Source organism: Methanococcus maripaludis C5 (assembly GCF_000016125.1).
Taxonomy (GTDB): Archaea; AGJL01; Methanococci; order Methanococcales; family Methanococcaceae; genus Methanococcus; species Methanococcus maripaludis_D.
Genome location: NC_009135.1, coordinates 1,681,173 through 1,707,472 on the forward strand (window position 1 = coordinate 1,681,173; position 26,300 = coordinate 1,707,472).

Annotated in this window: 25 protein-coding genes and 6 tRNA genes; 11 read left to right on the top strand and 20 right to left on the bottom strand. The window is 32.3% G+C overall.

The features are described 5' to 3' along the window. The 12 genes from flaJ to MMARC5_RS09535 are packed head-to-tail and all read right to left on the bottom strand — an operon-like array spanning position 1 to position 9,871. Positions 1 to 1,677, bottom strand: a complete 1,677-nt coding sequence (gene flaJ / locus MMARC5_RS08870) for an archaellar assembly protein FlaJ (RefSeq protein ID WP_011869474.1) — start codon at positions 1,675 to 1,677, stop codon at positions 1 to 3. A 9-nt stretch (positions 1,678 to 1,686) separates the two neighbouring features. Then, positions 1,687 to 3,327: a type II/IV secretion system ATPase subunit gene (locus MMARC5_RS08875; RefSeq protein WP_011869475.1), complete on the bottom strand. Its 1,641-nt coding sequence runs from the start codon at positions 3,325 to 3,327 to the stop codon at positions 1,687 to 1,689. A gap of 9 nt (positions 3,328 to 3,336) precedes the next feature. Next, a complete protein-coding gene (gene arlH / locus MMARC5_RS08880) occupies positions 3,337 to 4,029 on the bottom strand; it encodes an archaellum protein ArlH (RefSeq protein WP_011869476.1) in 693 nt (230 codons plus the stop codon). 15 nt (positions 4,030 to 4,044) lie between these two features. Continuing rightward, positions 4,045 to 4,497, bottom strand: coding sequence for a flagellar protein G (locus MMARC5_RS08885; protein WP_011869477.1), 453 nt, complete (start codon positions 4,495 to 4,497; stop codon positions 4,045 to 4,047). 36 nt (positions 4,498 to 4,533) lie between these two features. Beyond that, positions 4,534 to 4,941 carry a flagellar protein F gene (locus MMARC5_RS08890; RefSeq protein WP_011869478.1) on the bottom strand — a complete coding sequence of 136 codons (408 nt, stop codon included), beginning with the start codon at positions 4,939 to 4,941 and terminating at the stop codon, positions 4,534 to 4,536. Beyond that, positions 4,931 to 5,338 carry a FlaD/FlaE family flagellar protein gene (locus MMARC5_RS08895; RefSeq protein WP_011869479.1) on the bottom strand — a complete coding sequence of 136 codons (408 nt, stop codon included), beginning with the start codon at positions 5,336 to 5,338 and terminating at the stop codon, positions 4,931 to 4,933. The genes MMARC5_RS08890 and MMARC5_RS08895 overlap by 11 nt, the downstream gene beginning before the upstream one ends. Before the next feature lie 27 nt (positions 5,339 to 5,365). Further along, positions 5,366 to 6,298: a FlaD/FlaE family flagellar protein gene (locus MMARC5_RS08900; RefSeq protein ID WP_048058536.1), complete on the bottom strand. Its 933-nt coding sequence runs from the start codon at positions 6,296 to 6,298 to the stop codon at positions 5,366 to 5,368. After that, on the bottom strand, positions 6,288 to 6,848 hold the full coding sequence (locus tag MMARC5_RS08905) for a flagella accessory protein C (RefSeq protein ID WP_011869481.1): 561 nt from the start codon (positions 6,846 to 6,848) through the stop codon (positions 6,288 to 6,290). The genes MMARC5_RS08900 and MMARC5_RS08905 overlap by 11 nt, the downstream gene beginning before the upstream one ends. An 11-nt stretch (positions 6,849 to 6,859) precedes the next feature. Continuing rightward, the gene (locus tag MMARC5_RS08910) at positions 6,860 to 7,498 is read right to left on the bottom strand and encodes a flagellin (protein WP_011869482.1); all 639 of its coding nucleotides are present in this window, start codon (positions 7,496 to 7,498) and stop codon (positions 6,860 to 6,862) included. A 36-nt stretch (positions 7,499 to 7,534) separates the two neighbouring features. After that, positions 7,535 to 8,185, bottom strand: coding sequence for a flagellin (locus tag MMARC5_RS08915; protein WP_011869483.1), 651 nt, complete (start codon positions 8,183 to 8,185; stop codon positions 7,535 to 7,537). A 39-nt stretch (positions 8,186 to 8,224) separates the two neighbouring features. Then, the gene (locus tag MMARC5_RS08920; RefSeq protein ID WP_011869484.1) at positions 8,225 to 8,872 is read right to left on the bottom strand and encodes a flagellin; all 648 of its coding nucleotides are present in this window, start codon (positions 8,870 to 8,872) and stop codon (positions 8,225 to 8,227) included. Between the two features lie 30 nt (positions 8,873 to 8,902). Next, the gene (locus MMARC5_RS09535; protein ID WP_011869485.1) at positions 8,903 to 9,871 is read right to left on the bottom strand and encodes a flagellin; all 969 of its coding nucleotides are present in this window, start codon (positions 9,869 to 9,871) and stop codon (positions 8,903 to 8,905) included. 249 nt (positions 9,872 to 10,120) lie between these two features. Between MMARC5_RS09535 and MMARC5_RS08940 the strand changes: the two genes are divergently transcribed. Further along, on the top strand, positions 10,121 to 11,800 hold the full coding sequence (locus MMARC5_RS08940; protein ID WP_011869486.1) for a HEAT repeat domain-containing protein: 1,680 nt from the start codon (positions 10,121 to 10,123) through the stop codon (positions 11,798 to 11,800). A gap of 34 nt (positions 11,801 to 11,834) precedes the next feature. On the opposite strand, the gene MMARC5_RS08945 is transcribed toward MMARC5_RS08940, so the two are convergent. Further along, positions 11,835 to 12,731, bottom strand: coding sequence for a coenzyme F420-0:L-glutamate ligase (locus MMARC5_RS08945; RefSeq protein ID WP_011869487.1), 897 nt, complete (start codon positions 12,729 to 12,731; stop codon positions 11,835 to 11,837). 50 nt (positions 12,732 to 12,781) lie between these two features. Here MMARC5_RS08945 and MMARC5_RS08950 point away from each other — a divergent pair, with 50 nt between their 5' ends. Beyond that, positions 12,782 to 13,987 (top strand): aconitase X, encoded by a 1,206-nt coding sequence (locus MMARC5_RS08950; RefSeq protein WP_011869488.1) that lies wholly within the window; start codon positions 12,782 to 12,784, stop codon positions 13,985 to 13,987. A 28-nt stretch (positions 13,988 to 14,015) separates the two neighbouring features. Here MMARC5_RS08950 and MMARC5_RS08955 read toward each other — a convergent pair whose 3' ends face one another. After that, positions 14,016 to 14,339 (bottom strand): hypothetical protein, encoded by a 324-nt coding sequence (locus tag MMARC5_RS08955; RefSeq protein WP_011869489.1) that lies wholly within the window; start codon positions 14,337 to 14,339, stop codon positions 14,016 to 14,018. 94 nt (positions 14,340 to 14,433) lie between these two features. Between MMARC5_RS08955 and cobM the strand changes: the two genes are divergently transcribed. Further along, complete coding sequence (gene cobM, locus MMARC5_RS08960; protein ID WP_011869490.1) at positions 14,434 to 15,198, top strand: precorrin-4 C(11)-methyltransferase; 765 nt, start codon at positions 14,434 to 14,436, stop codon at positions 15,196 to 15,198. Here cobM and MMARC5_RS08965 read toward each other — a convergent pair. Together MMARC5_RS08965 and MMARC5_RS08970 are read right to left on the bottom strand one after the other, a co-directional pair. Then, positions 15,195 to 15,392, bottom strand: coding sequence for a hypothetical protein (locus tag MMARC5_RS08965; protein ID WP_011869491.1), 198 nt, complete (start codon positions 15,390 to 15,392; stop codon positions 15,195 to 15,197). The genes cobM and MMARC5_RS08965 overlap by 4 nt on opposite strands. After that, entirely contained in the window at positions 15,382 to 15,741 is a 360-nt protein-coding gene (locus tag MMARC5_RS08970) for a DUF2304 domain-containing protein (protein WP_011869492.1), read from the bottom strand. Before MMARC5_RS08970 ends, MMARC5_RS08965 begins: the two co-directional genes overlap by 11 nt. A gap of 84 nt (positions 15,742 to 15,825) precedes the next feature. On the opposite strand from MMARC5_RS08970, the gene pyrB reads away from it, so the two are divergent. Both pyrB and MMARC5_RS08980 read left to right on the top strand, forming a co-directional pair. Continuing rightward, positions 15,826 to 16,734, top strand: a complete 909-nt coding sequence (gene pyrB, locus MMARC5_RS08975) for an aspartate carbamoyltransferase (protein WP_011869493.1) — start codon at positions 15,826 to 15,828, stop codon at positions 16,732 to 16,734. A 159-nt stretch (positions 16,735 to 16,893) separates the two neighbouring features. Further along, positions 16,894 to 17,280, top strand: a complete 387-nt coding sequence (locus MMARC5_RS08980; protein ID WP_011869494.1) for a 30S ribosomal protein S8e — start codon at positions 16,894 to 16,896, stop codon at positions 17,278 to 17,280. 47 nt (positions 17,281 to 17,327) lie between these two features. Here the strand turns inward: MMARC5_RS08980 and MMARC5_RS08985 are convergent, their stop codons facing one another. After that, positions 17,328 to 18,500, bottom strand: a complete 1,173-nt coding sequence (locus MMARC5_RS08985; RefSeq protein ID WP_011869495.1) for a bis-aminopropyl spermidine synthase family protein — start codon at positions 18,498 to 18,500, stop codon at positions 17,328 to 17,330. A 108-nt stretch (positions 18,501 to 18,608) separates the two neighbouring features. Beyond that, positions 18,609 to 18,682 (bottom strand) — tRNA-Phe (locus tag MMARC5_RS08990). A gap of 116 nt (positions 18,683 to 18,798) precedes the next feature. On the opposite strand from MMARC5_RS08990, the gene MMARC5_RS08995 reads away from it, so the two are divergent. From MMARC5_RS08995 to pdxT, 6 genes are all read left to right on the top strand, one after another. Further along, positions 18,799 to 18,875, top strand: a tRNA-Asn gene (locus MMARC5_RS08995). Between the two features lie 38 nt (positions 18,876 to 18,913). Then, positions 18,914 to 18,988 (top strand) — tRNA-Ile (locus MMARC5_RS09000). A 15-nt stretch (positions 18,989 to 19,003) separates the two neighbouring features. Further along, a tRNA-Glu gene (locus tag MMARC5_RS09005) sits at positions 19,004 to 19,078 on the top strand. A gap of 13 nt (positions 19,079 to 19,091) precedes the next feature. Continuing rightward, positions 19,092 to 19,176: transfer RNA gene (locus MMARC5_RS09010), tRNA-Leu, on the top strand. A gap of 30 nt (positions 19,177 to 19,206) precedes the next feature. Then, a tRNA-His gene (locus MMARC5_RS09015) sits at positions 19,207 to 19,281 on the top strand. Between the two features lie 116 nt (positions 19,282 to 19,397). Continuing rightward, entirely contained in the window at positions 19,398 to 19,961 is a 564-nt protein-coding gene (pdxT, locus tag MMARC5_RS09020; protein ID WP_011869496.1) for a pyridoxal 5'-phosphate synthase glutaminase subunit PdxT, read from the top strand. Here pdxT and MMARC5_RS09025 read toward each other — a convergent pair whose 3' ends face one another. Continuing rightward, entirely contained in the window at positions 19,962 to 23,057 is a 3,096-nt protein-coding gene (locus MMARC5_RS09025) for a hypothetical protein (RefSeq protein ID WP_011869497.1), read from the bottom strand. A gap of 17 nt (positions 23,058 to 23,074) precedes the next feature. Further along, entirely contained in the window at positions 23,075 to 26,143 is a 3,069-nt protein-coding gene (locus tag MMARC5_RS09030; RefSeq protein WP_011869498.1) for a hypothetical protein, read from the bottom strand. Positions 26,144 to 26,300: the final 157 nt, after the last annotated feature.

Below are 26,300 nucleotides of genomic sequence, written 5' to 3' on the forward strand. Positions count from 1 at the left end.
TTAAATTGGAAGACTCGTTCCAAGAAGGCTTCCGGTTGTAACTTCAGTAACATATCCTACAATCGATGCAATCCAGAGCATTATCACAAAATGCATAAGTGAAACCTGATAATGCCCACCATCCATTAATTTTATCAAGTATCCTGAAACAACTGAATAAATTACGAGTACGCCGTATATTAGATATGTTATAAGTGCGAAATCGTCAGGAGTTATCATATTTACCAGTGAAATCATTGTATCTGGTATATCAAGGGTTGTATAAAGGCCATTAACCATGTTTGCAACCCCTGCTGAGGCATAGAGTGTAAGTGCCATACCTCCCGATAAACCATACATGATTCCGGAGAATTGGCTAACACTTTGATATTTCGATCTCCTCAAGTTAATTATTTTACGAAAGTTTTTTCCAATCATATGGGCAGCAAGACCTGCATTTCCCCCTAAAAAGGTACATCGCTCAAACATTTCGGAAAACAGCTGTATCATGTAGCTACATGTATCGTATCCGAAGTATCGCCATGCTTTTTGACTGTTTACCCTAATTGATACTCTTTTGTAAAGCCCCTCCAAATCTTTCGTTAAGGGTCCAAAGTCGTTTGATGATAAGTATTCCAATGAATCAGTCATACCTCCACCTTTTGCGCTAACAGAATCCCCTAGTGATCTTAAAAAATCAGGAAAGTTGAATTCCTTCCTAATTACAATATTTTCTTCACGTTGTGCAAAGTATCCTCCGACAGCAAGTGGCGTCATCCCTAGTGCAAAAAGTATTTGGTAAGGTATTTTCATTATTTGGGGTATTTCCCCGATAAATTTACCTCCTAACAAAAACAAAGTAAGTATTGCAGTTCCAATAATGGATATTATTAACCACTTTTTTAATTTCAGGTCTATTTTGGTTGGTTTTTCCCCCGTATGCCATAAACGATCATAAGGAAGTTTACTTTTTATTGCATAAACTAGGATGACTTCGATCAATATAAAACCCAAAAGGGCAACTGTAACCATTGTTACGAAGTCATAAGGAAGTAAAAATGGTGCAATTATCGCAAAAGTTACGAAAAATGATACGGATGTCACAGCGCTTACGTACATTTCTTTAAAGGTATCCAAGCTGTAAATTGCCCGCTTATAAAATTCACCGTAGTCTTCCATAACTACATCCTGTTCCCCACTTAAAAACTCTTTTAAGTCCTGACCACTGTCGATAGAGTATGCCATACGATCTAAAAAATCGCCGAACTGGCTACTCGGGGATCGATTTGCTAAAAATCGACAAGATTCTGCAAGTGACTGATTCCATCTTTTAATCAATACAAAGATTTTATGTGATTCATTTGCTAGTTGCCCCAATTCTTCTTTTTCGGTTGCCAAAAGGTTCATTAATTCTTTTCTATCCAAATCAGTGATTGAAAGAACTCCAAATTTAGTAATGAATATATGGAGTCGTTCGTTTATTTTTTGACGCTGCGAATCGAGTTCAATATATGGGTAACCTATTGCACTACCCATTAGCAGTAGTGGAAGGAATAATACAACCAATCTCGTGTATCCTGAAAAATAAGTTATCCCTAGAATTAATAACAAAATTGACAATGCGGTTGCAGGAAGTATAAATTTAAGAATGTAATCTTTTGGTTTTAATCCGACTCTTGGAAGTATATCAAAAAACATGAAAACACCTTAAACCTGGAATGGCAATCCTTCCAATCCTTTTTCATAGAAATTCCAAATGACGTCTAAAACTTCATAATAACCAAAGATTCCTCTTGCAATCATTTCTTCGAGAATCCTGACTCTTAAATCAAGTTCATCGTAAATTTCTCTCGGATCTTCATATCCTGCAACCGTTGCAATTTTATCTTCAAGAATGTAGCTGTTATTTAATCCGGTAAAATTATGAATGTCTTTTTGAGGGTCCCATTCAAATACGCCTCTTGTAATAACGCCATCAACTTCTTTGTAGTATCCTTCAATTTCTTCGACAGAAACAACCCTTCTTAAGAATTTTCCTCTTGCATAAACTGCAAGCTGGAACAAACAGACGTTTAAGTTATCCATAAATGTTTGAGGAATGTTTATCGGTTCCCCGGTAAGCCTCTGAATCATTTTTCTAACGTCTGCAGCGTGGAACGTTGAAATTACTGGGTGACCTGTTTGCATGGCTTGGAATGCAACAGCCCCTTCTGCAGACCTGATTTCCCCTACAATGATATAATTTGGTCTTGATCTCAAAGCAGCTCTCAAAAGATCGAATAGCGTAACCCTACTCTCTTCAGGACCTCTTTCCCTAGTTAATAACTGCTGCCAAACCGGGTTTGGAGGTTTTACTTCAGAAGTATCTTCACAGGAGAATATCTTTGATTTAGGTTTAACGAATGGCAAAATTGCGTTTAGTGATGTAGTTTTTCCTGACGCAGTTTCTCCACAGATAAATATACTCATCCCGTATTCGAGGCAAAGCCAAAGGTATGCGGCAGTCTGTGCAGACATTGTACCCCAACTGATAATTTGGGTAATACTTATTGGAACATCCGTAAATTTACGAATTGTAAATGATGGACCTTTCAATGAAACGTCTCCCGAATAAAGAATGTTTATCCTTGATCCGTCAGGCATAGAACCATCTACAATTGGCGTAGCATCTGAAACCGGTCTACCGATTCTTTCACACATATTTTTTAAATAATTTGAAATATCTCCTTCATCTTCCCATTCAATATTTGATGGAAGCATATCGTAGATTTTATGAACTATTTGGCAGTTTTTAGCCCCAATTACGTGAATATCTTCAATATATGGGTCTCTTCTGATTGGTTCAAGAGTTCCAAGTCCGATTAAATCTCTTTTCAATAAATAGAGGAATTTCTCCCGTTCGGTTTTTGTAACGAGTATCTTTCCAGAATCTGTTATTTTTGAAAGTAATCCTTTTTTCTTTTCGTTTTTCTGTGTGGATACCTTTGTAACCATATCGAATAATTTTGTAACAATTTTCCCAAATTCTTCATCATTTTCAGGAGTATCGCTGTAGGGGGCATATTCTAAAATTCTATCTAGGATTTCAAAGTATTTTTTTCTTTCATCCGATCCTGCTAAACGAGGTTCTATTGCGATATATCTTGTTTTTAAATTTGGTGTTCCGTAAAGGTGGATAAATATTGGATCTCCTATTGGATAAATTATATTTGGATATCTTATTTCTTTAAAATCTCTTGAAAGGCTTGGAACAAATTCGGGAACTTTCATATATGTTTTTTTAAATTTTTCAACATAGTTTTTCAAATGGGGATTATTGATCTGTGCAGTTTTGAAATCATCAGCCATATTACCACCTTATGCTACAGAGGATATTTCTACAGCAATTCCGAGTCCAGGATCGACTCTAAATACCATAATTTTTTGGAAAGAACTTCTTGCAAAGTTATATTTTACAATTTTGGCAGAATTTTTAAGATTTCCACCAAATGCAAATGTTTCTGTTTTTATAACAATTGTTGCAGATGTTCTAAGTATCATAAGAACTGAATCAGGGAGTTCTTTTGGATTTACTGTGTAAATTACAATTTTATTCATGGATGCAATTCTTTTAAAAAAAGCCATTAAATCGGTTATCTGTACCTCACTCGCATCATTTGATACCAGTGTAGATATAGAATCAAATAAAACAATATCTTTTTCATAAAATGCCCGCGTGTTCATCATTTTTTTTATAAAATCATCTTTTACGGCATTTTCTGAAATTAATGGATATACTGGAATGTACAAGAGATTTCCATTTAATAATTTTTTATTGATATTATATTTCAACGACATCATCTGTTTTACAAATTCTGTGGTGGTTAACTGGGTTGATACGTATGATAATGAGTAAGAATTCTGTAAAAATCCATATGCCAACCTCTGACAAATTATGGATTTACCTGTAGATTCTTCTCCTTCAATCAAGATAACGCTTCCAAAGGGGATTCCCCCCCCTAATCTTTTATGTACGTCATCTCTACTAAGTTCTATTCTTGCCAGTTTCAAGTTAACCACCGATATTTAATTGAAATTTGCCGTCAAAGTTCTGGATATTCCTTGTTCAGATATGATTTTTATATTGTGAAATCCTGTTTCATTGTATTCAACTTCAAGTTTTCCGACTTCTGAAGGGCTTAGAATAATGCCTTCATTATTAACGATGCTCGAATTTGAAACATCATATATTTCTCCATCAATTATTGCAGTAACAGTTTCATTTTGAATGGGGATCTGCGTTTTACCCGTATTTTTTATATAAATTGTGCTTATCCCAGTACTTGAATTTCGAGGTATATATCCAGGATCATTAATAATCTCAAAATCCTGCGATAGCTGTGTTGATAATGTATCTCCTTTACTGCTGATTCCAAGAGATATTTTATGCGTACTTGTTGCAAGTAGTCCTGCAACTGCGGCAGTGATTATCAAAACACTTACGAATATTATTATTTCTGAGAAAACATTGGATGCCATTTAATCACCAACGCAATATCCTAAAAATAAGGATTTTTAATTTAAATTGTAGTAATATTGGTTTCCATATTCTGAAACTACAGATATTCTGCCTGGTGAACTCGCATTAATTGAAATTTCAATACTATTTAGAGGCACCACATATTCATCGTTTGAAACGATTGTAAAGTTTTTTGGGATTCCGTTATACAAAACATCCCATTTTCCGACTTCATGAGTCAACTGCCCTTCATTTAAAAGGGTAATATTTATGTTGGCTGTCGAATTTTCAACATCAACAATAGTTAATCTTTCATCTAATTTGTTTTTTAAATATTCTGAATGCTGGCTATAAGCATCATTTATTTTTGCAGAGGTTATATCTACAGTACTATACAGATAAATAGAGCTAATAAGTACTGTAGTTAATAACAATGTTAGTCCTGCAGTTGAACTAAATCCCATAGTATTGCTCTGCTCCTCTTTTTATCCTTCTAATTTCCCATTCTAATTTATCCAATACTTCACTTGATATCTTCTTACCATTTAATCTTTCGATGAATAATAATGATACCAAATGGTCTGCAATGGTGAGTTTTCCAGAAGGACTTGCAATATCGTCATCGTCTATTTTTATTCCTTTTGAGAATTTTAATAATCCTGAAATTGCGTTATCTGATAACCATCCTAAATTGTAGTAGAATTCAAGAATATCTCCAATATTTGGCTGACCTACTCTTTCAGAAAGGTATTCTAACCATTTAAATGCAAATATCAATGAAAAAGCATCTTCAGGAATAGCTTCTAATTTAGCAGGTTTTTGAGATTCGAGTAATATTGATGATAATGTTGCAGTGTTCATTTTGTTCACTCCGTATATTCACTTAATTTACATTTTTTGTAGTTCATCGGCCCATTTTTTGATTCTGCTTATTTCTCTTTCCATTCCCTCAAGTTCTTCAACTGCAATAGGTCTTCCTGCTAGTTTTTCAATGTAGAGTAATGATACAACATGGTCTTCTGGAGCCATACATTCGTTAGCTTTCCAGTCAATATCCTCATGGAAATATTTCATGTTTTTGGATACTTTCATCAATTTGCTAATGGATTTTCCAGATATCCAACCCAAGGCATGATAATAATCCAATACATCAATTAAATTTCCAGTTCCAACTCGACTTATTAAAAATTCGAGCCATTTGAATACTAACATGGTAGAAAGTGTATCTTCTGGTAATTCCTGAAGTCTTGCATTTGATTCAACTACAGGGGCCAATTCATTTCTCATGGTATTTCCCTCCTCAATATTTAAAGGAACCTCTAAAACAATTTGTTTTTCAATTTCTGGTTCGTTACTTATTTCTATGATGGGTTCGGCCAGTTCTTTGGGGGTTTCCTCAATAATTTCTGGTTCCTCAATAATTTCTGGAGCTTCAATAGTCTTAGAAATTTCTGGAACTTCAATTTTTTCTTCAAGACCATCTAATTCTTTTTTGATGTCATCAGATACCTTTGTTGCAGATGAAATTGTAGCAACTTTCATTAAAGCATCTAATTTCTGACTCAAATCATTTATTTTGTTTGTAAGTTCTGCAGCCTTCTTATCTTCAGGTTTTTTCCCAAAGTAAAGGTCAGAAACTCTTCCAACAATTTTATCTAATTGTGGTCTAGTTAATTTTCTGTTTTTTAAGTTATTTTTTAAGAGCTCTATTATAAAGGAAGGAATTTTGGATCTTAAGTCATCCAAGTATTCTTCCATTTCGCTCTCAGTAAGGTATTCTTCCGAAAGGGAAGCATATTCCATTTTAACGTTACCAATCATCGGAATCCTCTCCTGATATTGCTTTGGAGAATTCTTCTTCTGCAAGCACTTCATTAATAACTCCATCAAGGTCAATCTGGTGCGTATTTAGGTATACGTTCGCTAAAACCACAACATCGTTTTGAAGTTCTTCAACCCGTTTTTTCAGGTTTTGAGATTCACTCTCCATCTTCTCTACTTTTTCCATGCTGGTTGCTGTGATTTTTGAAATTCCTATGAATGGATTGATTTGATTTGAGACCACTTCATAGAGGGCCATCATATCTTGAAAATTTTCAGTAATGCTTTGAATGTCACTCCTGAGGTTTTCATTTTCTTTCCTCAGGTTTGTGACCATCATTTCAATTTTTGGGAACTTGGATTCAAGTTCCCCTATTTTGGCAAGAAGTTCTTCATTTGCAGCAATCAAATCTTCAGATTCAGATACTGTTTCTTCCTCGAGCGCAAAACTGAACTCGTCATCACTTTCAGCTTCCGAAGTTTTTTCGGTCTTCTTGCCTAATTTTATCTTTTGTTTTATCTCTTCAATAATTTCAGAGATATTGGGCATAATATCACCAATTATTGAAGTGTAGTTACATTCTCAATAAATACTGATGGGGCCCTAAAATCAATGATTCCCGATGCGCCGTAGTCAGGTATTACTTCTCCTGAAACTTTAGCTGTTGAACTGATATTCATTGTAATGGTTAGGTAAACTTTATCTCCGTAGTTTATTGTAGGATGCTCTGAAGCACCTGTGGAGTTATCGCTATCTTGAAGCACTATTATTCCGTAGCTACTACCTGTTCCCCACCCGCCGGCTCCGAAGATATTGTTCGTACCGGAACTTTTAATTGTGGAGTTGTAGGCGCTAGAGTTATAAACCATCGTGGATTTGATTTCTCCATCGGATATTGTTAGTAGTGTACTCGATAAATCAATTTCTCCACCAACATTTGGAGCAACCATTATAGCTAATTTATCTAGTAGTGTAGTATTTGCTCCATTTCTATGCCCTACTACTTTTAAGACTTGAATACCACTTGCAACTTGTTCGGTACTTTCATCACCTACAGTTGAAGCTTTATGTTGAAGTTTTCCCGCAGTATTAATGATAACTGATGCAGCAATTGCTGCAACAAGCACCATTGCAATAAAAATAATCAAGGTGCCAATTCCAACAGCACCCTTCTTATTTTTGATGAATTTTTTTAACATTTCATCCACCTCAAATAAAAAAAATAAGCTTTTAGCTTATTGTAATTGCACTACGCTTTGTGTGCTGATGTATGTTGCAGGGGTTGTGAATGAAATAACGCCTGGAGCACCAAATTCTGGTTGAATGCTTCCTGCAATATCTGTTCTTGTATCTAATGTTAATTCATCGATTACAATAGCTACAATATCTCCTTTATTTAATACAGGTGTAGTTTTTGAACATGAACCGTCAGCATCTTGGATTTCTACAACTCCAAATTTGGTTGTATCTGTTAAATTTGCCCAGATTGAACCTGAAGCGTTGTAAATGTTACCTCCTGTGCTTAAATCTTGGTATGATACGGTTGCATTTGATTTAGTAACAGTTTTTGTAGTTCCATCTGAAATTGATAAAACACATTGTTTTAAATCAATTGGTGCACTTCCTGCGTTAGGGGTTACGTAGATAGCTAATCTGGTAATGTGGGTATTGTCGTGTTTTCCAGTTACCTGGATAATTTGCAATCCACTTGCAACTTGATCAGTACTTTCTTTACCTGCGGTCGAAGCTTTTTGTTGCAAGAATCCGCTAGTGTTAATTAAAACACTTGCTGCAACTGCAGCAACTAATACCATTGCAATAAAAACAATCAAGGTACCAATTCCGGAAGCACCTTTTTTGTTTTTCATAAATTCTGTTATTTTCATAATTTAACCTCCTAGAAGGATGTTTTTAATTACATGCAATTATTGTAATTCGATAATTGTGTCAGTGTATGACGCAGGGGTTGTGAATGAAATAATTCCTGGAGCACCAAATTCAGGGATAATTTTTCCAGAAATAACTTTTCTTTCAGGTATTTGAGTTGTTGCAAATGCAGCACTTGCGTTCACGAGGAATGCAACAGTATCTCCTTTGTTTATAACTGCGCTGTCACTTACTGAATCATCAGCATCTTGTAATGATGCAATCATGAATGATGTGTTATCTGCGTTTCCAACGTTACCGAATACGTTTGCGTTTCCAGCAGTTAAGTTTAATTTACTTGAGTAGTTTAATGAACAACTGTATCCGTTGTATTCTAAGAATAATTTTGTCTGAGTTAAATCAATTGCAGAACTTCCTGCGCTAGGTGTTACGTATATTGCTAAAAGTTCAATGTCTTGGTTACCAAGAGCTGATTTTTTACCTGTAACTCCAACTACTTGTAATCCACTTGCAACTTGTTCGGTACTTTCTTTACCGGTTGTTGAAGCTTTTTGTTGCAAGAATCCGCTAGTGTTAATTAAAACGCTTGCTGCAACTGCAGCAACTAATACCATTGCAATAAAAACAATCAAGGTACCAATTCCGGAAGCACCTTTTTTGTTTTTCATAAATTCTGTTATTTTCATAATTTAACCTCTTAACTGTTTAATAGAGGACTATTGCAGTTCCGCGAGTTCATATACGTATGTTGGAGGAGTCGTGAACGAAATAATTCCTGGAGCACCAAATTCAGGCATAATTTTTCCAGAAATTTCTTTCCTATTCAATATTTCAGTTCCAAATATTGCTTCAGTATTTAAAACAATGGCTCCAATGTCTCCACCGTTTAATACACCAGAATCTGAAATTGAATCGTCCTCATCCTGCAAAGCTATTATTGTAAATGATGTAGCATCTGATTTTGCCAAATCTGCAGTTCCATTTATTTTAAACCATTCTAGGCCAGATAACTGTCCATCTGCAGTTACCGCAGCTCCAGCAGTCATTGAAATGTTAACTGTTAAATTTGAATCGCTTCTAGTGATTGAAGAAACTGCACCGTTTCCTCCAGGAGCGTTTGTATGGTTTGTTACTATTGTAATTGCATCGCCACTTGAGAATCCTTTTAAAAGTGCTCTCAAATCAGGATCTGTTGTAGATATTCGAATAATATCTCCAGCCACTTCATCATCTGTGTAGATCGTGGTTCCCGTATATGACGAAATACTGTGATTGAATGAAAGCGTATCGTCTAGTGAGAATACGTTTGCATTACCTATTGTAGCATTTTCTTTGTGGGTATAGTTGATATTTGCGAGTCTGTCGCCATAGGTCAACTGTACTATACAATGCGTAATATCTATAGGCCCACTTCCAGAGTTGGGTGATATGTATACTGCAATTTTGTCAAGGCCGTATTTTGTGGCAGATAGTGTATAGATGTGTCCTGTGACACTCAATACCTGAATACCACTTGCAACTTGATCCGTGCTTTCTTTACCGACCGTTGAAGCTTTTTGTTGCAAGAATCCGCTAGTGTTAATTAAAACGCTTGCTGCAACTGCCGCAACTAATACCATTGCAATAAAGACAATCAAGGTTCCAATTCCAGAAGCACCTTTTTTATCATGAATAAAGTACTTCATGAAGTAACCTCCATGCCTACACGAATGTATTATAGGGGATATTCCCTAAATGATATGGCGTATTTTGTTAATATATACCTTTTTGGCACTTTTTTTGGCACCTGCTGATGTATTTGGTTTTGTATATGTTTATGTATATGTTTATGTAGGTAAATTTAACAAAAAACTTCGTAACCTACACAAACACATGCAAAAAACCAATATAATCAAGTCAATTCATAATAATAATACTATTAAAAGCGTGATATTATGATAGGATCATTTAAATCAACAGATTACCCTTTAAATTCTAAGATTGGTGCAGATGAATCATTGAGTCATCAGTTCGATTTTTCTGACTTTAGGGAGGTTATTGCCGCTGGAAAATACGCATTTGAAAATAAAGAATCCATAAGATATTTTATTCCAAAATTTGAAAAAACACTAAATTGTGAATTTAAAATAAAATGGGCAACGATAACTTCACTTTCAATGATTTCGAGGTCTTATCCATCTGAAGTTGTGCCAATAATTCCAAAAATTGTGGAATTATTAAATGACCCTGACTGGAGAATTCGAAAAAATGCAATTTTATTTTTTGGAGATTTTGGACTCTTATGTTATGATAATATTGAAAAATACATGAAAAATTTGAAAAAATGTTTTGATGATCCAAACATTGATGTGGTGTGTGCAAGCGCATATGCAGTTTCAAAAATAATGTTGAATTCAAAATGTGAAGAAAAAATCGAAGTATTTGAAATATTACGCGAAAAAATAACTTCAAAAGCAGTTTTAATGGATTTAATAAAAAATATTGGGGAAATAAACCCTGATCTTATAAAATGCTGTCAAAATGATATATTATCCTGTTTAGATTCAAATGATTCTGCATTAAAGTCAAAAGTAATTAAGATTTTAGGCGATATTACAGATTACGAACTCGATGAAAGTACCGCTAAAATATTGATGGATTCATTAAAAAGTGATGATTTAGAAATTAGGCGAAGTTCAATTTATTCAATATGGAAATATTCTGAAAAATACTCAGAATACTTAAAAAATGCAATTGATACGCTTGTTGAATTTACAAGTTCGCCTGATAAATATACCAAGATATATTCGCTTTTAGCACTGAATAAACTAAGCTATACAGAACCACTTAAATTTGAAAATTTAAACATAAATCCATTATTGGACGAAGATCCAGACGTAATTTATCCTTCAATCACGCTTCTTTACAATTTATCAAAATACAGCCCGAAAGTTACTACAAGACACTATAAAAAAGTCTGTGTACTGATGAATAATCCTGATAAATACATTTCAAAGCAGGCTCTTCGAATTGTTGGTAATCTTGGAAAATACGATCAAAAGTACATTAACAGATATATTAATAATGTAAGGCTCAAACTTTCAGACGAAGAACTCTCAAAAGAAGCAACGATTGCAATGGTAAAATCGGGCTACCTCGAGAAAAAGAACCTCGAAATAATTTTAAAGGCTGCAGACAAGGCTAAATACAATATGGGGTTTTTGAGGGAAGTAATCGAAGAATATCCAAAAGAATTCCTTCCATCTTTTGAAAGAGAATTAATTGATCTAAGAAGAACGTGGAATCAGGAGTACATCAATGATCTCTGTTGCTCCATAAAAGAGAAATTATCGTTAAATGATCCAGATTTTACGAATATAAAATTGGAAAGACCTGAAATTGAGGAACCTCCTGTAATTGTTGCTTTAAAATCGGAGTGCGCCGAAGTAGAACTTGAAGATGGAAAACAGGTTTATATTTTGGATAAAAGCAAATGTATTGAAACATCGCTTTCAGGGGATCTTTTAGAGCTTTTAGATGTAGAAAACAAAAATGAGTTCGATATTTACAAATTATCGCACGATTTGATGATTCAATCGTTAATAGAATCTGCAATAAATGAGCCAAAAAGATAGTTATATTTTATTTTAATTTTTTACTTTTTTTAAATTATTCACATTTTACAACAACTAGCGGGCTGTGTTCCATTTCTTTTAAAACATCGACAGTTATTTCAAAGGTGTTGTATTTTTTCATCAAATCGTGAATTGATTTAGTATATGGAACTTGGGATGTATCGGACAGATTTGCGATATAAAGAAGCGTTTTTAAATGATATTTTTTGTAATTTTCATTTCCAACGATTGCAAGCGGGGTTGCGCCACAGAGTCCCCCTTGATTTAATCTTTTTCCAAATTTTCCCAAAAGGTACCCTAAAACACCTATTTTTGAGATTATTCCATCAATTGCAATTGGAAGTGCTGTAACATACCAGTTAAAAAATCTGTATGTCGCATCTGTGTCGATTACCATAACTGTTAAATCGAGGTTCAGTTCTTCTTTTATTTTTTTATGGAGTTTTTTTGCAGAATGTTCTGGATTTTCTGGAAGTAATGAAGCATAAGTTCCAGGGACGTTTGTTAAATCGATTCCGCCTTCTGACGCAGGTTTTAGTGCGTATATCAATCCTAAATTTTCAATTACAATTTGTTTGTGTTTTAGTGTTTCCTTTTTTGGCATTTTTCTTAAATTTTTAACCCTATCTCCCCTAGTTCCTAAAAGAGGGCCTAAAATATATCCCCAGCCGTATTTTGATAGATAATATGTAAAATATGCCCAGAATTTGGGGTCAGCCAAACTTTCATCTACAAAGTTATTCTCACTTGTAGCTATGAATTTTTCGCTGACTACTAAAAAATCCCCGTTTTTTATTTCAAATCCTTGTTTTATTTCTTTTTTCAAAGAATTTATGGATTCTGATACAAAGTCTTCGTTTCTATCGATATATCTGGTTCTTATCGGTGTCGCAGTTATTTCCATTTTTTCACGAGTTAAAACTATCTCCATTATTTTTATATTTTGGTACCCTATAATTAGTAATGTAAAAGGTGAAAATTATGCATCTAACGAGAGAAGAGGAAAAATTGTATGCAGGAGAATACGGGGAAGCCCTTGAAACCTGCATGAACTTACTTGTATCTTTAGGGGATATTTACGGCGCAGAAAAACTGGTAAATATATCTTCTGCACAAGTTTCTGGGGTTTCGTATAAAACTATCGGTGAAAAAGGTTTAGAATTTTTAAAAGACCTTGTAGATCAGGGTTTAAAGGCATCTGTCCCAACTACACTGAATCCTGCTGGAATGGATCTGATAAGATACGATGAACTTAAATTTCCAAAATATTTCGCAAAAAAACAGCTCGAAATAATCGACTGTTTTAAAAGAATGGAAATTGAAATAAGCTGTACCTGTACACCGTATTTAACTGGAAATGTTCCAATGTTTGGTTCACACGTTGCATGGGCAGAATCATCTGCTGTAGCTTACGTAAATTCGGTAATTGGTGCAAGAACAAACAGGGAAGGGGGTCCTTCAGCATTAGCAGCGGCAATTATTGGAAAAACACCATGTTACGGTTACCATCTGGACGAAAACAGGCTTCCAACCCAGGTATTTGAAGTTGATATGGAACTTGAAGATGCAAGTTCATTTTACGGGATTTTGGGAAGAATTACTGGAAGAATTGTAAAAAACGGAATTCCATACTTTAAATTTAAAAATTGCGAATCAGTCAAAAATGATTATTTAAAAGCACTCGGAGCAGCGCTTGCAGCAAGTGGGGGTGTTGCATTATACCACGTTGAAGGAATAACTCCCGAAGCAAAAAAAGGACTGGACATCAATGGTCTTGAAAAAGTAGTTATCGGTAAGAAAGATTTTGAAAAAGAATATGATTCATTCAAAACTTCAGAAAAACCAGATTTAATATGTATTGGATGCCCACACTGCAGTCTTGATGAAGTTAAAGAAGTTGCAGAATTTGTAAAAGCTGAAAACGCAAAATTCAATGCAGATGTCTGGGTTTGTACTTCAATTCACATGAAATCGATTGCAGACAGGATGGGATACACGAAAATTATTGAAGATGCTGGCGGAAAAGTAGTTGTAGATACGTGCATGGTCGTAGCTCCGATTGAAGACATGGGGTACAAAAACGTTGCAACGAATTCTGGAAAAGCTGCAACATATCTGCCGGGTTTTTGCAAAAGCAACGTGATATATGGAACAACTTATGAAATTTTGAAAAAAGCAACTGAATAATTTAATTAATTTCTTTTTTTAGTAATTTTTAAAATTTAGGGAATTTATCTAAAAATTTCGAAATAGCTTCGAATAATTTTGTCATCGGCTTTGATACAATCTTGAGTTTTAAGGTATTATTTTTATTTTTAGTTTCTCTTAGAATACTTAGTTTTTCAAGACGAAGAGCTTCAAGTTCCAGTTCAAATTCCCTGTCTTCACCAATATCCCGAGTCCCTTGAAGCATATTTCCAGTATCAAGATCATAGTCCAATTTTGCATCATCGAATATTTGATCCAATTCTCCTTCAGAAATGTACTCAAAATTTCTATTTCTTAAATTTTCTAAAATTTCTTTACCTTCTTCATACATAATTATCGCCTTTTTTATATTTTGAAGTAATACTTAATAAATAATACATTTGATGGCAGTGTTATACGCTTATTTTATTATAACTGGTGAAATAATGAAAAAGATGATTATTGTTGGAGCGGGCCCTGGAGACAAGGAATTAATCACGATTAAAGGAAAAAATGCAATCGAAAATGCAGATATCTTAATTTATGCAGGTTCGTTAGTAAATCCTGAAGTTTTGGATTACAATGAAAAAGGCGCAAAAATCTATAACAGTGCAACAATGACACTCGACGAAGTAATTGACGTTGCAGTGAATGGAATTAACAACGGATTAACTGTTGTAAGGGTTCACACTGGAGATCCTGCACTTTACGGTGCGATAAAAGAGCAGATCGATGAGTTGAAAAAATACGACATCGATGTAGACATAATTCCTGGAGTAACTTCTCTTTTTGCAGCGGCGGCAACCTTAAAATCTGAATTAACACTTCCTAATGTGTCACAGACAGTAATAATTACAAGGCCTGAAGGAAGAACTCCAAAACCTGCAAAAGAAAGCTTAATTGCTCTTGCAAAACACAACGCTACAATGGCAATTTACCTTGGAACTGGAATGATCGAAAAAGTATGCAGTGAATTAATTGAAGGCGGATATCCAGATGACACTGCAGTTTCAGTTGTATATCACGCATCATGGCCTGACGAGAAAAAAATCAAGGGAACACTAAAAGATATCTCTGAAAAAGTAAAAGGCGAAGGAATTACAAAAACAGCACTTATAATCGTTGGAAATGTGACAAATCCTGATAGTTATGATTATTCAAAACTTTACGACAAAGATTTTGAACACGAATTTAGAAAACCTAAAAATTAAAGACCAAGTTCTTCTATTTTTTCCATTAAAATTTTCAAATCGGTCTTTTTTGCAACATTTTGCTCATTATTTATTAATTCTGTTAATTTTATTTTTAATTCATCAATATTTTCTGATTCTTCAATTAATTCTCTTACATATTCCATATTTTGAACATAAGGCGCAGTTTCCATCACTAGTTCTCTATTTTCCATCATTTTCACCTTTTGTTTTTTTATCATATCTTTCATTAATTGCAATTTCTGAAATAATCGTTGTAATCTCTCTTTCAAGGTGTTCGGCCCTTAAGTACGATTTGTAAATCAAGAAAAACAGAATTATTATTCCAAAGTAGATTAAAAAATCAATACCTCTTCCTATTCCTAATGTATTTGCTATTTTTCCAAGATGATTTGGAAAACTTACCATTAACATTACAAAAATCCATCCAAAAATCCAGGATAATGCAGTAAATGGTGCAATAGTACTTTTTTTGACTTGAACCGCAATTTTTAAAATAACAATAAATCCAACAATAATTCCGATAATTTGAACAGGTTCCATTACTACACCTCGTTTGCATATATATCTTGCACCATAATTTTATATATATTTAATTTATAATTAATGAAAAATGTCGGTGGTTTGATGAGGCATTTAATTTCGATGAGGGACATCGGTCGGGAAGAAATTTTGAATATTTTAGACGAATCCGAAAGAATGGAAGCTATTTTAAATGAAAAAGGTCACTGTGATTTTTTAAACGGGAGAATACTCGCAACTCTTTTTTACGAACCATCAACCAGAACAAGACTTTCTTTTGAAACTGCAATGAAGCGGCTTGGTGGAAATGTTATCGGTTTTACGGATATTTCAAATACTTCTGTAACAAAGGGCGAATCTTTAGCAGATACTATCAAAGTAATCAGCGGTTACAGTGATTTAATTGCAATAAGACATCCTTCAGAAGGGGCTGCAAGGCTTTCAGGTGAAAATTCAAAAGTTCCAGTCATAAACGCTGGAGATGGATCAAACCAGCACCCGACACAGACACTTCTTGATTTATATACAATTAAAAGGGAAGTCGGACACATTGAAAATTTAAAAATCGCATTTATCGGTGACTTAAAGTATGGAAGAACCGTTCACTCTTTGTGCCAAGCATTATCCCTCTTTAAGGGTGTAGAAATAAAGTTAATTTCTCCAGAAGAACTTAAAATGCCAAGAGAAGTAATTGAAGATATCGATGGAAAAATAAAACTTTCGGAAATGACTGACGTTGAAATTGAAGATGTTGATGTTGTTTACATGACAAGGATTCAGAAAGAAAGGTTTGTCGACGTTAACGAATACTACAAGGTAAAGGGAATATACCGACTTTCAAAAGAGCACATTGGAGACAAAGACGTAGTTATCATGCACCCGCTTCCAAGGGTTGATGAAATCGATTCCGAAGTCGATAATCTTCCACAGGCAAGATACTTTAAACAGTCATTTTATGGAGTTCCTGTCAGAATGGCGATTTTAAAGCTTTTATTTGAAGATTCGGTAAAATAATCAATCTATTATACTTTATTTAACCTATTTTGAAATGCAGTTAATTTTTTATAGTATTATGGCAATCACATATTATACTCGCATACTCTCTCAAAAAATTTATTAAATATACGGAAAAACTTCGATTTTTTAAAAAATAAACACAAACAAGGTGTAATCATGGCAATTTGGCAAGGAGCAAGCAGAAGGCTCTCAACAGGAGCTAAAGTCTGGAGAGCTGCAAAGAAACATAAAAGAGAAATGGGAAGACCTGCAGCAGAAACACAAGTTTCAGAAGTAATCAAAAGAAAAATTGTAAGATGCAGAGGCGCAAACTTAAAAGTTAAGTTGGAAAAAACTAACTACGCAAACGTCTTTGATCAAGCAAACAATGTTTGTAAAAAAGTTGCTGTAACAAAAGTTCTCGACAACAAAGCAAACAAACACTATATCAGAAGAAACGTTATGACAAAAGGAGCAATCATCGAAACAGAAATGGGTAAAGCAAAAGTTACCTCAAGACCTGGACAAGATGGTGTTGTAAACGCTGTTTTAATTACAGAATAATTCTCTTTTTTTATTTAAAAAAAATTTAAAATTTTATTTTTTCAAAGTTATTTTTGTTTTACTTTCGATCGTTTAATCATTGAAAATTTTTTTCCGCCGCATTCACAGGTTAAATCTTCTATTCTTTTTATTTTATTTCCAATTTCATGGACTTTTTTACAGTTCATGCACCGGTAGTATCTTAAAGTTGGTTTTAATTCTCCAGTGTATATTTTTTCAGAATTAACGTCTATTTTTTTCAAATTTTTACCAACGAGTCTTGCCAAAAATGTAGTGTTTCCAATAATTTCGGTTCCTTCATAAAAGTTAAATCCTGGAATCAACTCATAAATTAAAAAGTTCATATTGTTGATTGATTTTTGAAGTTCAATGTATTCTTCTACAGGCTTATGAGAGAATGCAAGATACAATATTCCATCGTTTCCAAGTGCTTCGATGCCTCTTGACATGAAAAGCACTGCGCCATTCAATGTATATGGGGGATCAGTAAATATTGTGTCAAATTTGTTTACAAATTCACTTGGAAGTTCATTTTTAAAGTCCCATTTCACAGTTTCAATGTTCAAATTCTCTTTTTTAGAAACTTCTGAAATTAATTTTAAAAGTCTATCATCGATATCTAAAACAACGACTTCACTGCATAGTCCAGTCATTGCAGTTGGAATTGATGCAAGATCATCATCTCCCACAAATAAAACTCTTTTTCCTTCTAAATCTCCTCGATCGGCCATTATTGTAGCTCTAGCAACCGCTGTTTCAGGTGTTGCAAAAGACTGATCAATCATCGTGTTTACTTGCGGCCTTAATTTAGCGTAAGTTTTGTGTTTTTTCAATATCTTTTCAAATTTTTCATCAAACACAATATTTTTTCCACTGCATACCGGACATTTTAGATCAGATTTAAGTTTAAGTCTAAGTTCCTTTTCGACAAAATCAACACCTTCTTTTGAAAATACCGCTCCTTTATCGTCTCTTTTTAAGAGAGATTCTCTTTCAAGAATTGATCTAACTTTAGATACAATTGGAAGAGGCAGTTTTACATATTGGCCTATTTTTTTTGTTGAAATCGGCTGATTTCTGTATATGCATCTTAAAATATCTTCAACAGCCCGTTCTCCTTCTGAAACTTTCACATTTTTTGCAATACGTTTTAAATATGATTTTTTAGCATCAATTTTTAAGTTTTCCGTTTTTTTACCCATGCTTCCAATAATCTTCATGAATCCACCAGTTTAAATTACAATAAAATAATAGCATCTTATTATTAAAAAATAACACATAAAACAGTATATCTAAATTAATAAATTAATACTTCCAAAATAAAAACGTGCCAAGGGGGTGATTCGAACACCCGACAACTGGATCTTCAGTCCAGCGTTCTCCCAGGCTGAACTACCTTGGCAATTTCCAGTTAAATCCACAATTAAGCATATCCTTTTTGGTATTTATACTTTACTACATAAAGTTTATATATCAGAATGTTGATTGTTATTGTGCGGTCAAGTAGTAAGACAGCGAGCCTCCTTAGCTCAGTAGGTAGCAGCGACGGACTGTTAATCCGTAGGTCGCAGGTTCGAGCCCTGCAGGAGGCGCCATTTTTTCTAACAAATTATTCACTCTCAAGACCGGGTACGGGCCCGTAGCTCAGGCTGGTTAGAGTGCTCGGCTCATAACCGAGTGGTCATGGGTTCAAATCCCATCGGGCCCATATAATCTGAAACAAGCTCCAGTGGTGTAGTCCGGCCAATCATCCGGCCCTTTCGAGGCCGGGACTCGGGTTCAAATCCCGGCTGGAGCATTTATTTTTAAGTGCAGGGGTTGTCGAGCCTGGCCAAAGATGCAGGACTTAGAATCCTGTCCAGTAGTGGTTCCAGGGTTCAAATCCCTGCCCCTGCATTATATCAATCGTAAAAGATGATTATTGTGGCCGTGGTAGGGTAGTGGCTATCCTGAGGGACTGTGGATCCCTCGACCCGGGTTCGATTCCCGGTCTCGGCCCCATTTTTATTTTGGGAATATATATTTATTAATTTAGATATATAATTTATTATACAAATTTTTAAATAATGATTCAAAACTATCCGTAATAAGTACAATTTATAAAAAACGGTGAATTTATGAAAATAATGGGAATACTTGGCATTCAGGGAGATATAGAAGAACACGAAGATGCAGTTAGAAAAATAAACTGTATTCCTAAACGCATAAGAACTGTAGACGATTTAGAAGGGATAGATGCTTTAATAATCCCGGGTGGGGAGAGCACCACTATTGGGAAATTGATGGTAAGCTATGGATTTATCGATAAAATTAGAAATTTAAAAATCCCGATACTTGGCACCTGTGCAGGTATGGTTCTTTTATCAAAGGGAACAGGAAAAGAGCAGCCATTACTAGATATTTTAAATGTAACAATAAAAAGAAATGCATACGGTAGCCAAAAGGACAGTTTTGAGAAAGAAATAGTATTGGGTGGAAAAGAGATACACGCAGTATTTATCCGGGCCCCACAAGTTGGAGATATACTTTCGAAAGACGTAGAAATAATTTCAAAAGATGACGAAAATATTGTTGGAGTAAAACAAGGAAATATCATGGCAATTTCATTTCATCCTGAACTCTCAGACGATGGTGTTATTGCATACGAATACTTTTTGAAAAATTTTGTGGAAAAAAATTAATTATTGATTTATAATCCCTTTTCTTTTATGAATCAATTCTGCTATTTCAGAACTCACATATGGGTTCGGACTATTTTCAAATTCTTTTAATTCGTCAAATAAGTAATCTGGGATTTTATTTATTCCTTTTATTTTAAAGAATTTTATTAAAAATAGTTTAGAATCGTCCTGGGAACTTTTAAGGTAGTCTATAATTCTTTTACTTACTTTTTCAAGGATTTCTTCGTTATCTTCAAAATTGCAGGCATATACTACATCAAGAGCTTTTCTAAAGATTATCCATTTTTCATCATTGCTTATTAAATTCAGAACTTTTTCATGAATTTCGGGGTAATCTGTGCATTTAATATTTAATTTGATCATACTTGCAAGAGTTTCTAAACTTTCAACCTGTATTTGGGATGAATCTTCATCAAGAAGTTTTGAAACAAGTATTAAATATTCTTCAAAATTTTTGGATTTTAAAACTGCTTCTTCAAACCAGAATGTTTTTTTAGACATTATTGTTTTCAATAATTCAAGGCCTTTGTATGCCAGTAATGGATATTGTCTGTTAAAAATAATTTCTGAAATGTTTTTAAGGATATATTCTTTATTATTTTCGATTTCATTTAATAATTTGGTGTCTTCTGATTTTACATTGGTTTTTAAGACATCCAATAGTATTGTCGTAATCATTAAGGAATTTTTATTTGATTTTAGGATATTGAACTTTATAAAATCTGAAAATTCAAGATTTACATAATTTAGGGTTTTGTAATCTTGGGTTAACAGATATTTTAATGAGAAATATATCTCTTTCCACGTTTGATTTTTAACATCAACAATTTCTGATTCAGCATGGTTTTTAGATAAATATTCTTCAAGTTCAAGTTTTTCAGCTACTAATTTTGTAGATTCCTCTTTTTTAAGATTGTTAAGTATTTTTAAAGATATTTCTGTTATTTTAGGGTTTACTTGTGGGTATATAACAAATTCTTTTACTTTTTCAGTGATTTTTCCGCTTAATTCAAAATCTTCTTCAATATATCCAAAAATTTCATTTAAAGAATCAATTCGTCTTGAAACAATTAGTTCATTTAAATTTCCATAAAGAATATTTTCACGCGAGTTTGGAACTTTTTTAAATTTATTTTTTAAAGTGGTCAAAATGGAATTTGCAGTATCAAATTCGTTTTTAATCCTTAGCAATTCTGAAAATATATGGAAATATTCTTCGGTAATGTCCTGTTTTTCAATAAATCCAAGGATTTTTTGAATATGTTCATAATCTTTAGAATTAATATAACTTCTTAATTTAACTTTAATTCGAATTATGGCAGATTTTTTAAGTTCCGGGTGGTTAATTGTATTTTCAAGAGTTTTAAATTTCGCTTTTAATGGTTTATCTTCATAATTCATTAGATATTCTGAATTGGGAAATAATTTTAAAGTATTTTCACAGATGTTTCTTATTATCATAAATTTATCCGTGAAATATTTGGTCATGAGTGCAGATTGTAATTTGAATTTCAATTCGGTATCTCCTAATATTTCAGCATATTTTTTAACAAGTATGTTGTAAAAAATGGAATAATCCTGCCGTACTTCCATATTGGGGTCATCAAAGTAGGAAATGGATTTAATAAGTAATTCTTTTGGAATTTTAATATTTCTTTCTAAACTAATTTGTAATATCCAGACGCCCACGGACCTAACAAGAAATGTATTATCATTTAAAAGCATATCAATAAGTTTATAATTGTATTTGATTCCTTTAGGGATTGCATAGGATAGATTTCCAACTTTTTTTCCGATTTCGTATCGATAAAGCCAGTCATCACTTTCAAATTCTTTTTCAAGATTTTTAAATTTTTCATGAATCATGCTTTTTGGAATTTCTTCATAGGTATTTATGGCATTTTCATTAAAATAAGGACTTTTTTCAGGACCCAATAGGTCGTATCGTTCGAGATTTGCCAGTAATTTAACGCCCGAATAATAATTGATATTGTTTTTTCTAAAAATTTCGCAAATATTTTTAGATTCTAGAATTTCTTCAATATTCATATTCAATTCTTTATAATTCATTAAAACAAACGAATTTAGAATTTCTAATCCATAATTACTGATTAAATAGTTTTCATGTCTTAAATAATCATTAGATACATTTTTAATAAGTTTTAAAGCTTTTTCATGGGTAACGTTTGAACTTATAAGTATTTTTACGTATGAAGAATTTAAAATTGCGTTTAAACTATCAATTTCAGTTTTTGATTCCAAAACTTTAAAAATTAAAGAATTAATATCTAATAAAATTTCATTTTTAGATTCATTTAATTTTTTTAGTAAATCAGTATGTTTTTTGGCAGTAATTGCAGATATAAATGCTATTTTGAATTCAAAATTATCCAAATGTTTTAAAATTAACAATAACTCTTCTTTACTAATTTCTTTTTTGAGATTAATAATTACAAGTTTTCTAAATAATTTATTTTCCTTATCAAGGCTATTTTCATCGATATGTGGTGATTCTATCAAAAATTTTAATTCTTTTATAATCGATTTAGGAATGCTTTCAAACTCATCAAGTATCGCTTGAGCAAGTATTCTAGAAAGTTCTGAACTTGAATATAGTGAAATCATCGAAAGTTCCGGAAGTGAATTTTTGAGATATTCTGGGGAGTATATTGATACGAAACCTAAAACAAGCAGGGCCCTTACAACTTCAAAATTATTTTTTGAATATAACTTTGATGTATGGTATGTCACGATATTATCTATTACTTTTGGATTTATTGAGTCAATAATCTGCCTTGAAAATTCTTTTACAAGATTATTTGAAAATTCAGTATTTATATACACGTGTATTAAAAGTTTTTCTGATTTTTTGGGATATTTTAAAATAATATTTTTTATAGAACTAAGCAAATTCAATAATACTGCAATATTTGGGTCAGAATTCAGTACTACAATTTTTTGAATCCTTTTTTCAAGTTCTTCTTCACCAATGTATCCTAAAATTTTTGCAGATTCCGCCCTTTCTTTATAATCTTTGGATTCTATAAACTTATCAAAAAGTGATATAAGGTCTTTTTGAGGTAGATCTTGATACATAGTTTAACTCCGAATACTTAATGATTAAGTTTGGATTCAATTTCTCCAATATCTCTTTTAATATCATAATTTTCAGAATTTTTAAGGTTAAAGAGTTTATTTATCAAATTTTCGTCTATTTGTGTAATATCTTGAATTTTAAAGAATCTTAATAATATCAATTTAGAATCATCGTTTGAATTTTCAATTTTTTTAATCAATAATTCAGAAATATGGTTTAAAAGTTCCTTTTCCATCTTATAACTACTGAGTACGTTTACAATTTTTTTGAAGTTTGTCCAGTTTGAATTATCCACTAGATTGATGAGTTTTTCAATAAATTCTTCTGAAAAACCGCAATATTTTGAATTTTTGGCATAATAATCAAGTGCGTCGAGAGTTTCGCTAATTACATTATCATCTGGATAATCTAAAAGTGAATTTAAGAATATGCACCAGTTTTTATTTTTTGAATCATTATAAAGATGTTCTAAAAGCCATTCGGGTTTATTTTTAACAATTTCGACAGTTAATAATAGTGCATTTTTTGAAAGTATTTTATAATCCGTTAAATGTATCAAATAATACAAATTATCCAGAATTTTTGGATTTTCAACATCGATTCTGGTTATTATATCAGAATTCTGGTCCGCAATTGCATTTTTTAAAATTTTTAATATAATTGTAGTTAAAATTACGGAAGGACGTTTTGAATAATCCGATAAAAAGTATAAAATATCGTTAAAATTAACTGATCCATAATCGTAATCTGATGTTTTATGTAGATAATGGCTCAATTTTATATAAAGGTCTTCAGAAGATATATCTTTTATTTTTTCATCAGACTGCTCTTTAATTTTTTTTAAATCGTTTAAATATGTTTCAAACTCTTCTTTTTCAAGAACTATTCTTCTACTTTCAATATCGGACTGTAAATTTAAAATATCAATACAATGTTCTGTAAGTTTTTCATCTCGGTACATTATCAAAATTTCCTTTATTTTAAGTTTTATTTCGTCACTGAGTTCGAATCCTTCGTTTAAATACATAAGGATTTCTTCAACTCCCTCGATTTTATATTCAACTATCGGACTATCTAAACTGTCCAAGATATGGATCTCAAGAGATTTTGGAATTAATTTGTAACTTTTTTTTAAGTTATTCAATAGATAATCCGCACCATCATAATTCTTTTTTAATTTTACGAGTTCTTCCAATAAATAAGAACAATCGAGTTTTGATTCATGTGTTTCGAGGAATTTTAAAATGTTTAAAATATTTTTTTCATCATTTTTCAAGATGTAACTATCCATATTTACCTTTAATTTTTCTAAAAATGCCGCAGACGATACTGGATTTTCAAGATAAGGTTCAGGATAATCCAAAGTATTTAATTCATTCTGAAACTTTTCAGATCTGTTTTCCAAACTTTCCAATATTTTATTTAATATATTTTTGATAACTGCTTTTGAAGGAGAATGTTTTTCAGTCACATACAGATTTCCTAAAGTAGATTTAAGTTTTGACGCAATATTGAAGTTTTTTACTATTTCCGAATTTTTTTCCAATAATTCATTGAAGAATAAGTAGTATTCAAATCTCAATTCCCAATATGGGCTTTTTAAATTGTGAATTGATTGTAAAATAATCCTTTCGGGAATTTTTACGTCGTATTTTGAAAGTACCCTAAGTATCCATACTCCAATGGTTCTTACAAGATATATCTCATCATGAAGAATATTGTTTAAAAGGTCGAAGTTCATAAAATCTTTTGATTCTTCAAAATATAGTGCAGTTCCTAATTTTTTTACACTTTCATATCTTTCAAGCCAGTATACACTTTCAAAGTTTTTTTCAGCCGATTTTAAATACTCGTAACGTTCTGAATGACTCATGTAACGCATTTTTAAATCAAGAGATTTGATCAAATATGGGCTTTCATCAATTTCCGGTAGGACATTATATTTCTCAATTAAAAGTGGAATTCCAAAGTGGTAGCATAATGGATGTTCTTTTAAAACATTTTCAAATGGATGATTATCAAAAAGTTCATCAATTTTTTCATCTAAATTCAATTTTTCTATTTTAAATAATGAATAAATCATTTTCAATGAGTATGCTTTTAACAGATGGTTTTTTCCAGAGATATTTTTTTTTAAATAGTAAAATATCTTTTCAAAATCCAAGTGTTTAATGTCCATATTTAACATGCGGCATATATCCAAAATTAAATAGTATGAAACTAGCTGTTGCATATTGCCGAGATGTTTTTTGTAGAATTTTGAAATATGGTTTTGAAATATCAAAGGATATTCTGAAAATGTATCTTTAACTTTAAAAATATTGTTTTGAAGTGAAATTGCTGCAAGTAACGAATAAAAGTCGTTTTCATTCGATAAATATTTTAACAATTCCTGCAGCGTATTTTCATCTGCTTCTTTTGAAATTGTAAGGTTAATTAGGAATTTAGAAGTTTCATCATTGGTTTCAGCAAGATTTATCAATTTTATATCTATTTTTTTATTGAAAACAAGGTAGGAATACCTCAAAAGGTTTCTATCAAGTTTTGAAAAGTCATCGAGGGTTCCAAGTGCGATTAACTGAATTAAATTGGATTTATCGTACGTAGAAACCATTACAATTTCAGATAGTGCTTTATCCAAAAATTCTGGGCTGAATCTTGAGATTAATGAAAGACCGACGATTGATTTTAATCTTTCTTCTGTATTTTTTGAATAAATTCCATTTTTAAAATATTCAACATGCCTTTCGATTACATCTGGTTCAAAAGCTCTTATTTCATTTTTAGCATGTTCTGATAGAATATTGTTTGAAAATTCTGCATTGAAATACATACAGGATAAAAATTCGCTAAAAACTTCCGGAAATCTATTTAAGATATTTGAAAACGCAGTTATTACATTTAAGCGTATTGAAATGTCATTTTCCAAAGTAAGTTTTAAAATATTGTCCATTCGACTTTTAATTTCTTTTATTCCGAGGTATCCTAATAGTTTTGTAGCTTCTGTCTTTTCCTTAATATCGTCTGAAATTATGTACTCGTCAAATCTTTTCAATAATTCTTCTTTTGACATTTCCGCATACATGGCCTCACCAAAAAAGACTGAATAAAATCAAAAATACCGCGTTGAAATTATTGTTATTATTTCTCTATTTTCCTACATATATCAATATTTCTATAAATTAGAGTTTAACTTTTTATTTTGAAAAAAAGCATGTTAAATAGTTTTTAATATTCTCAAC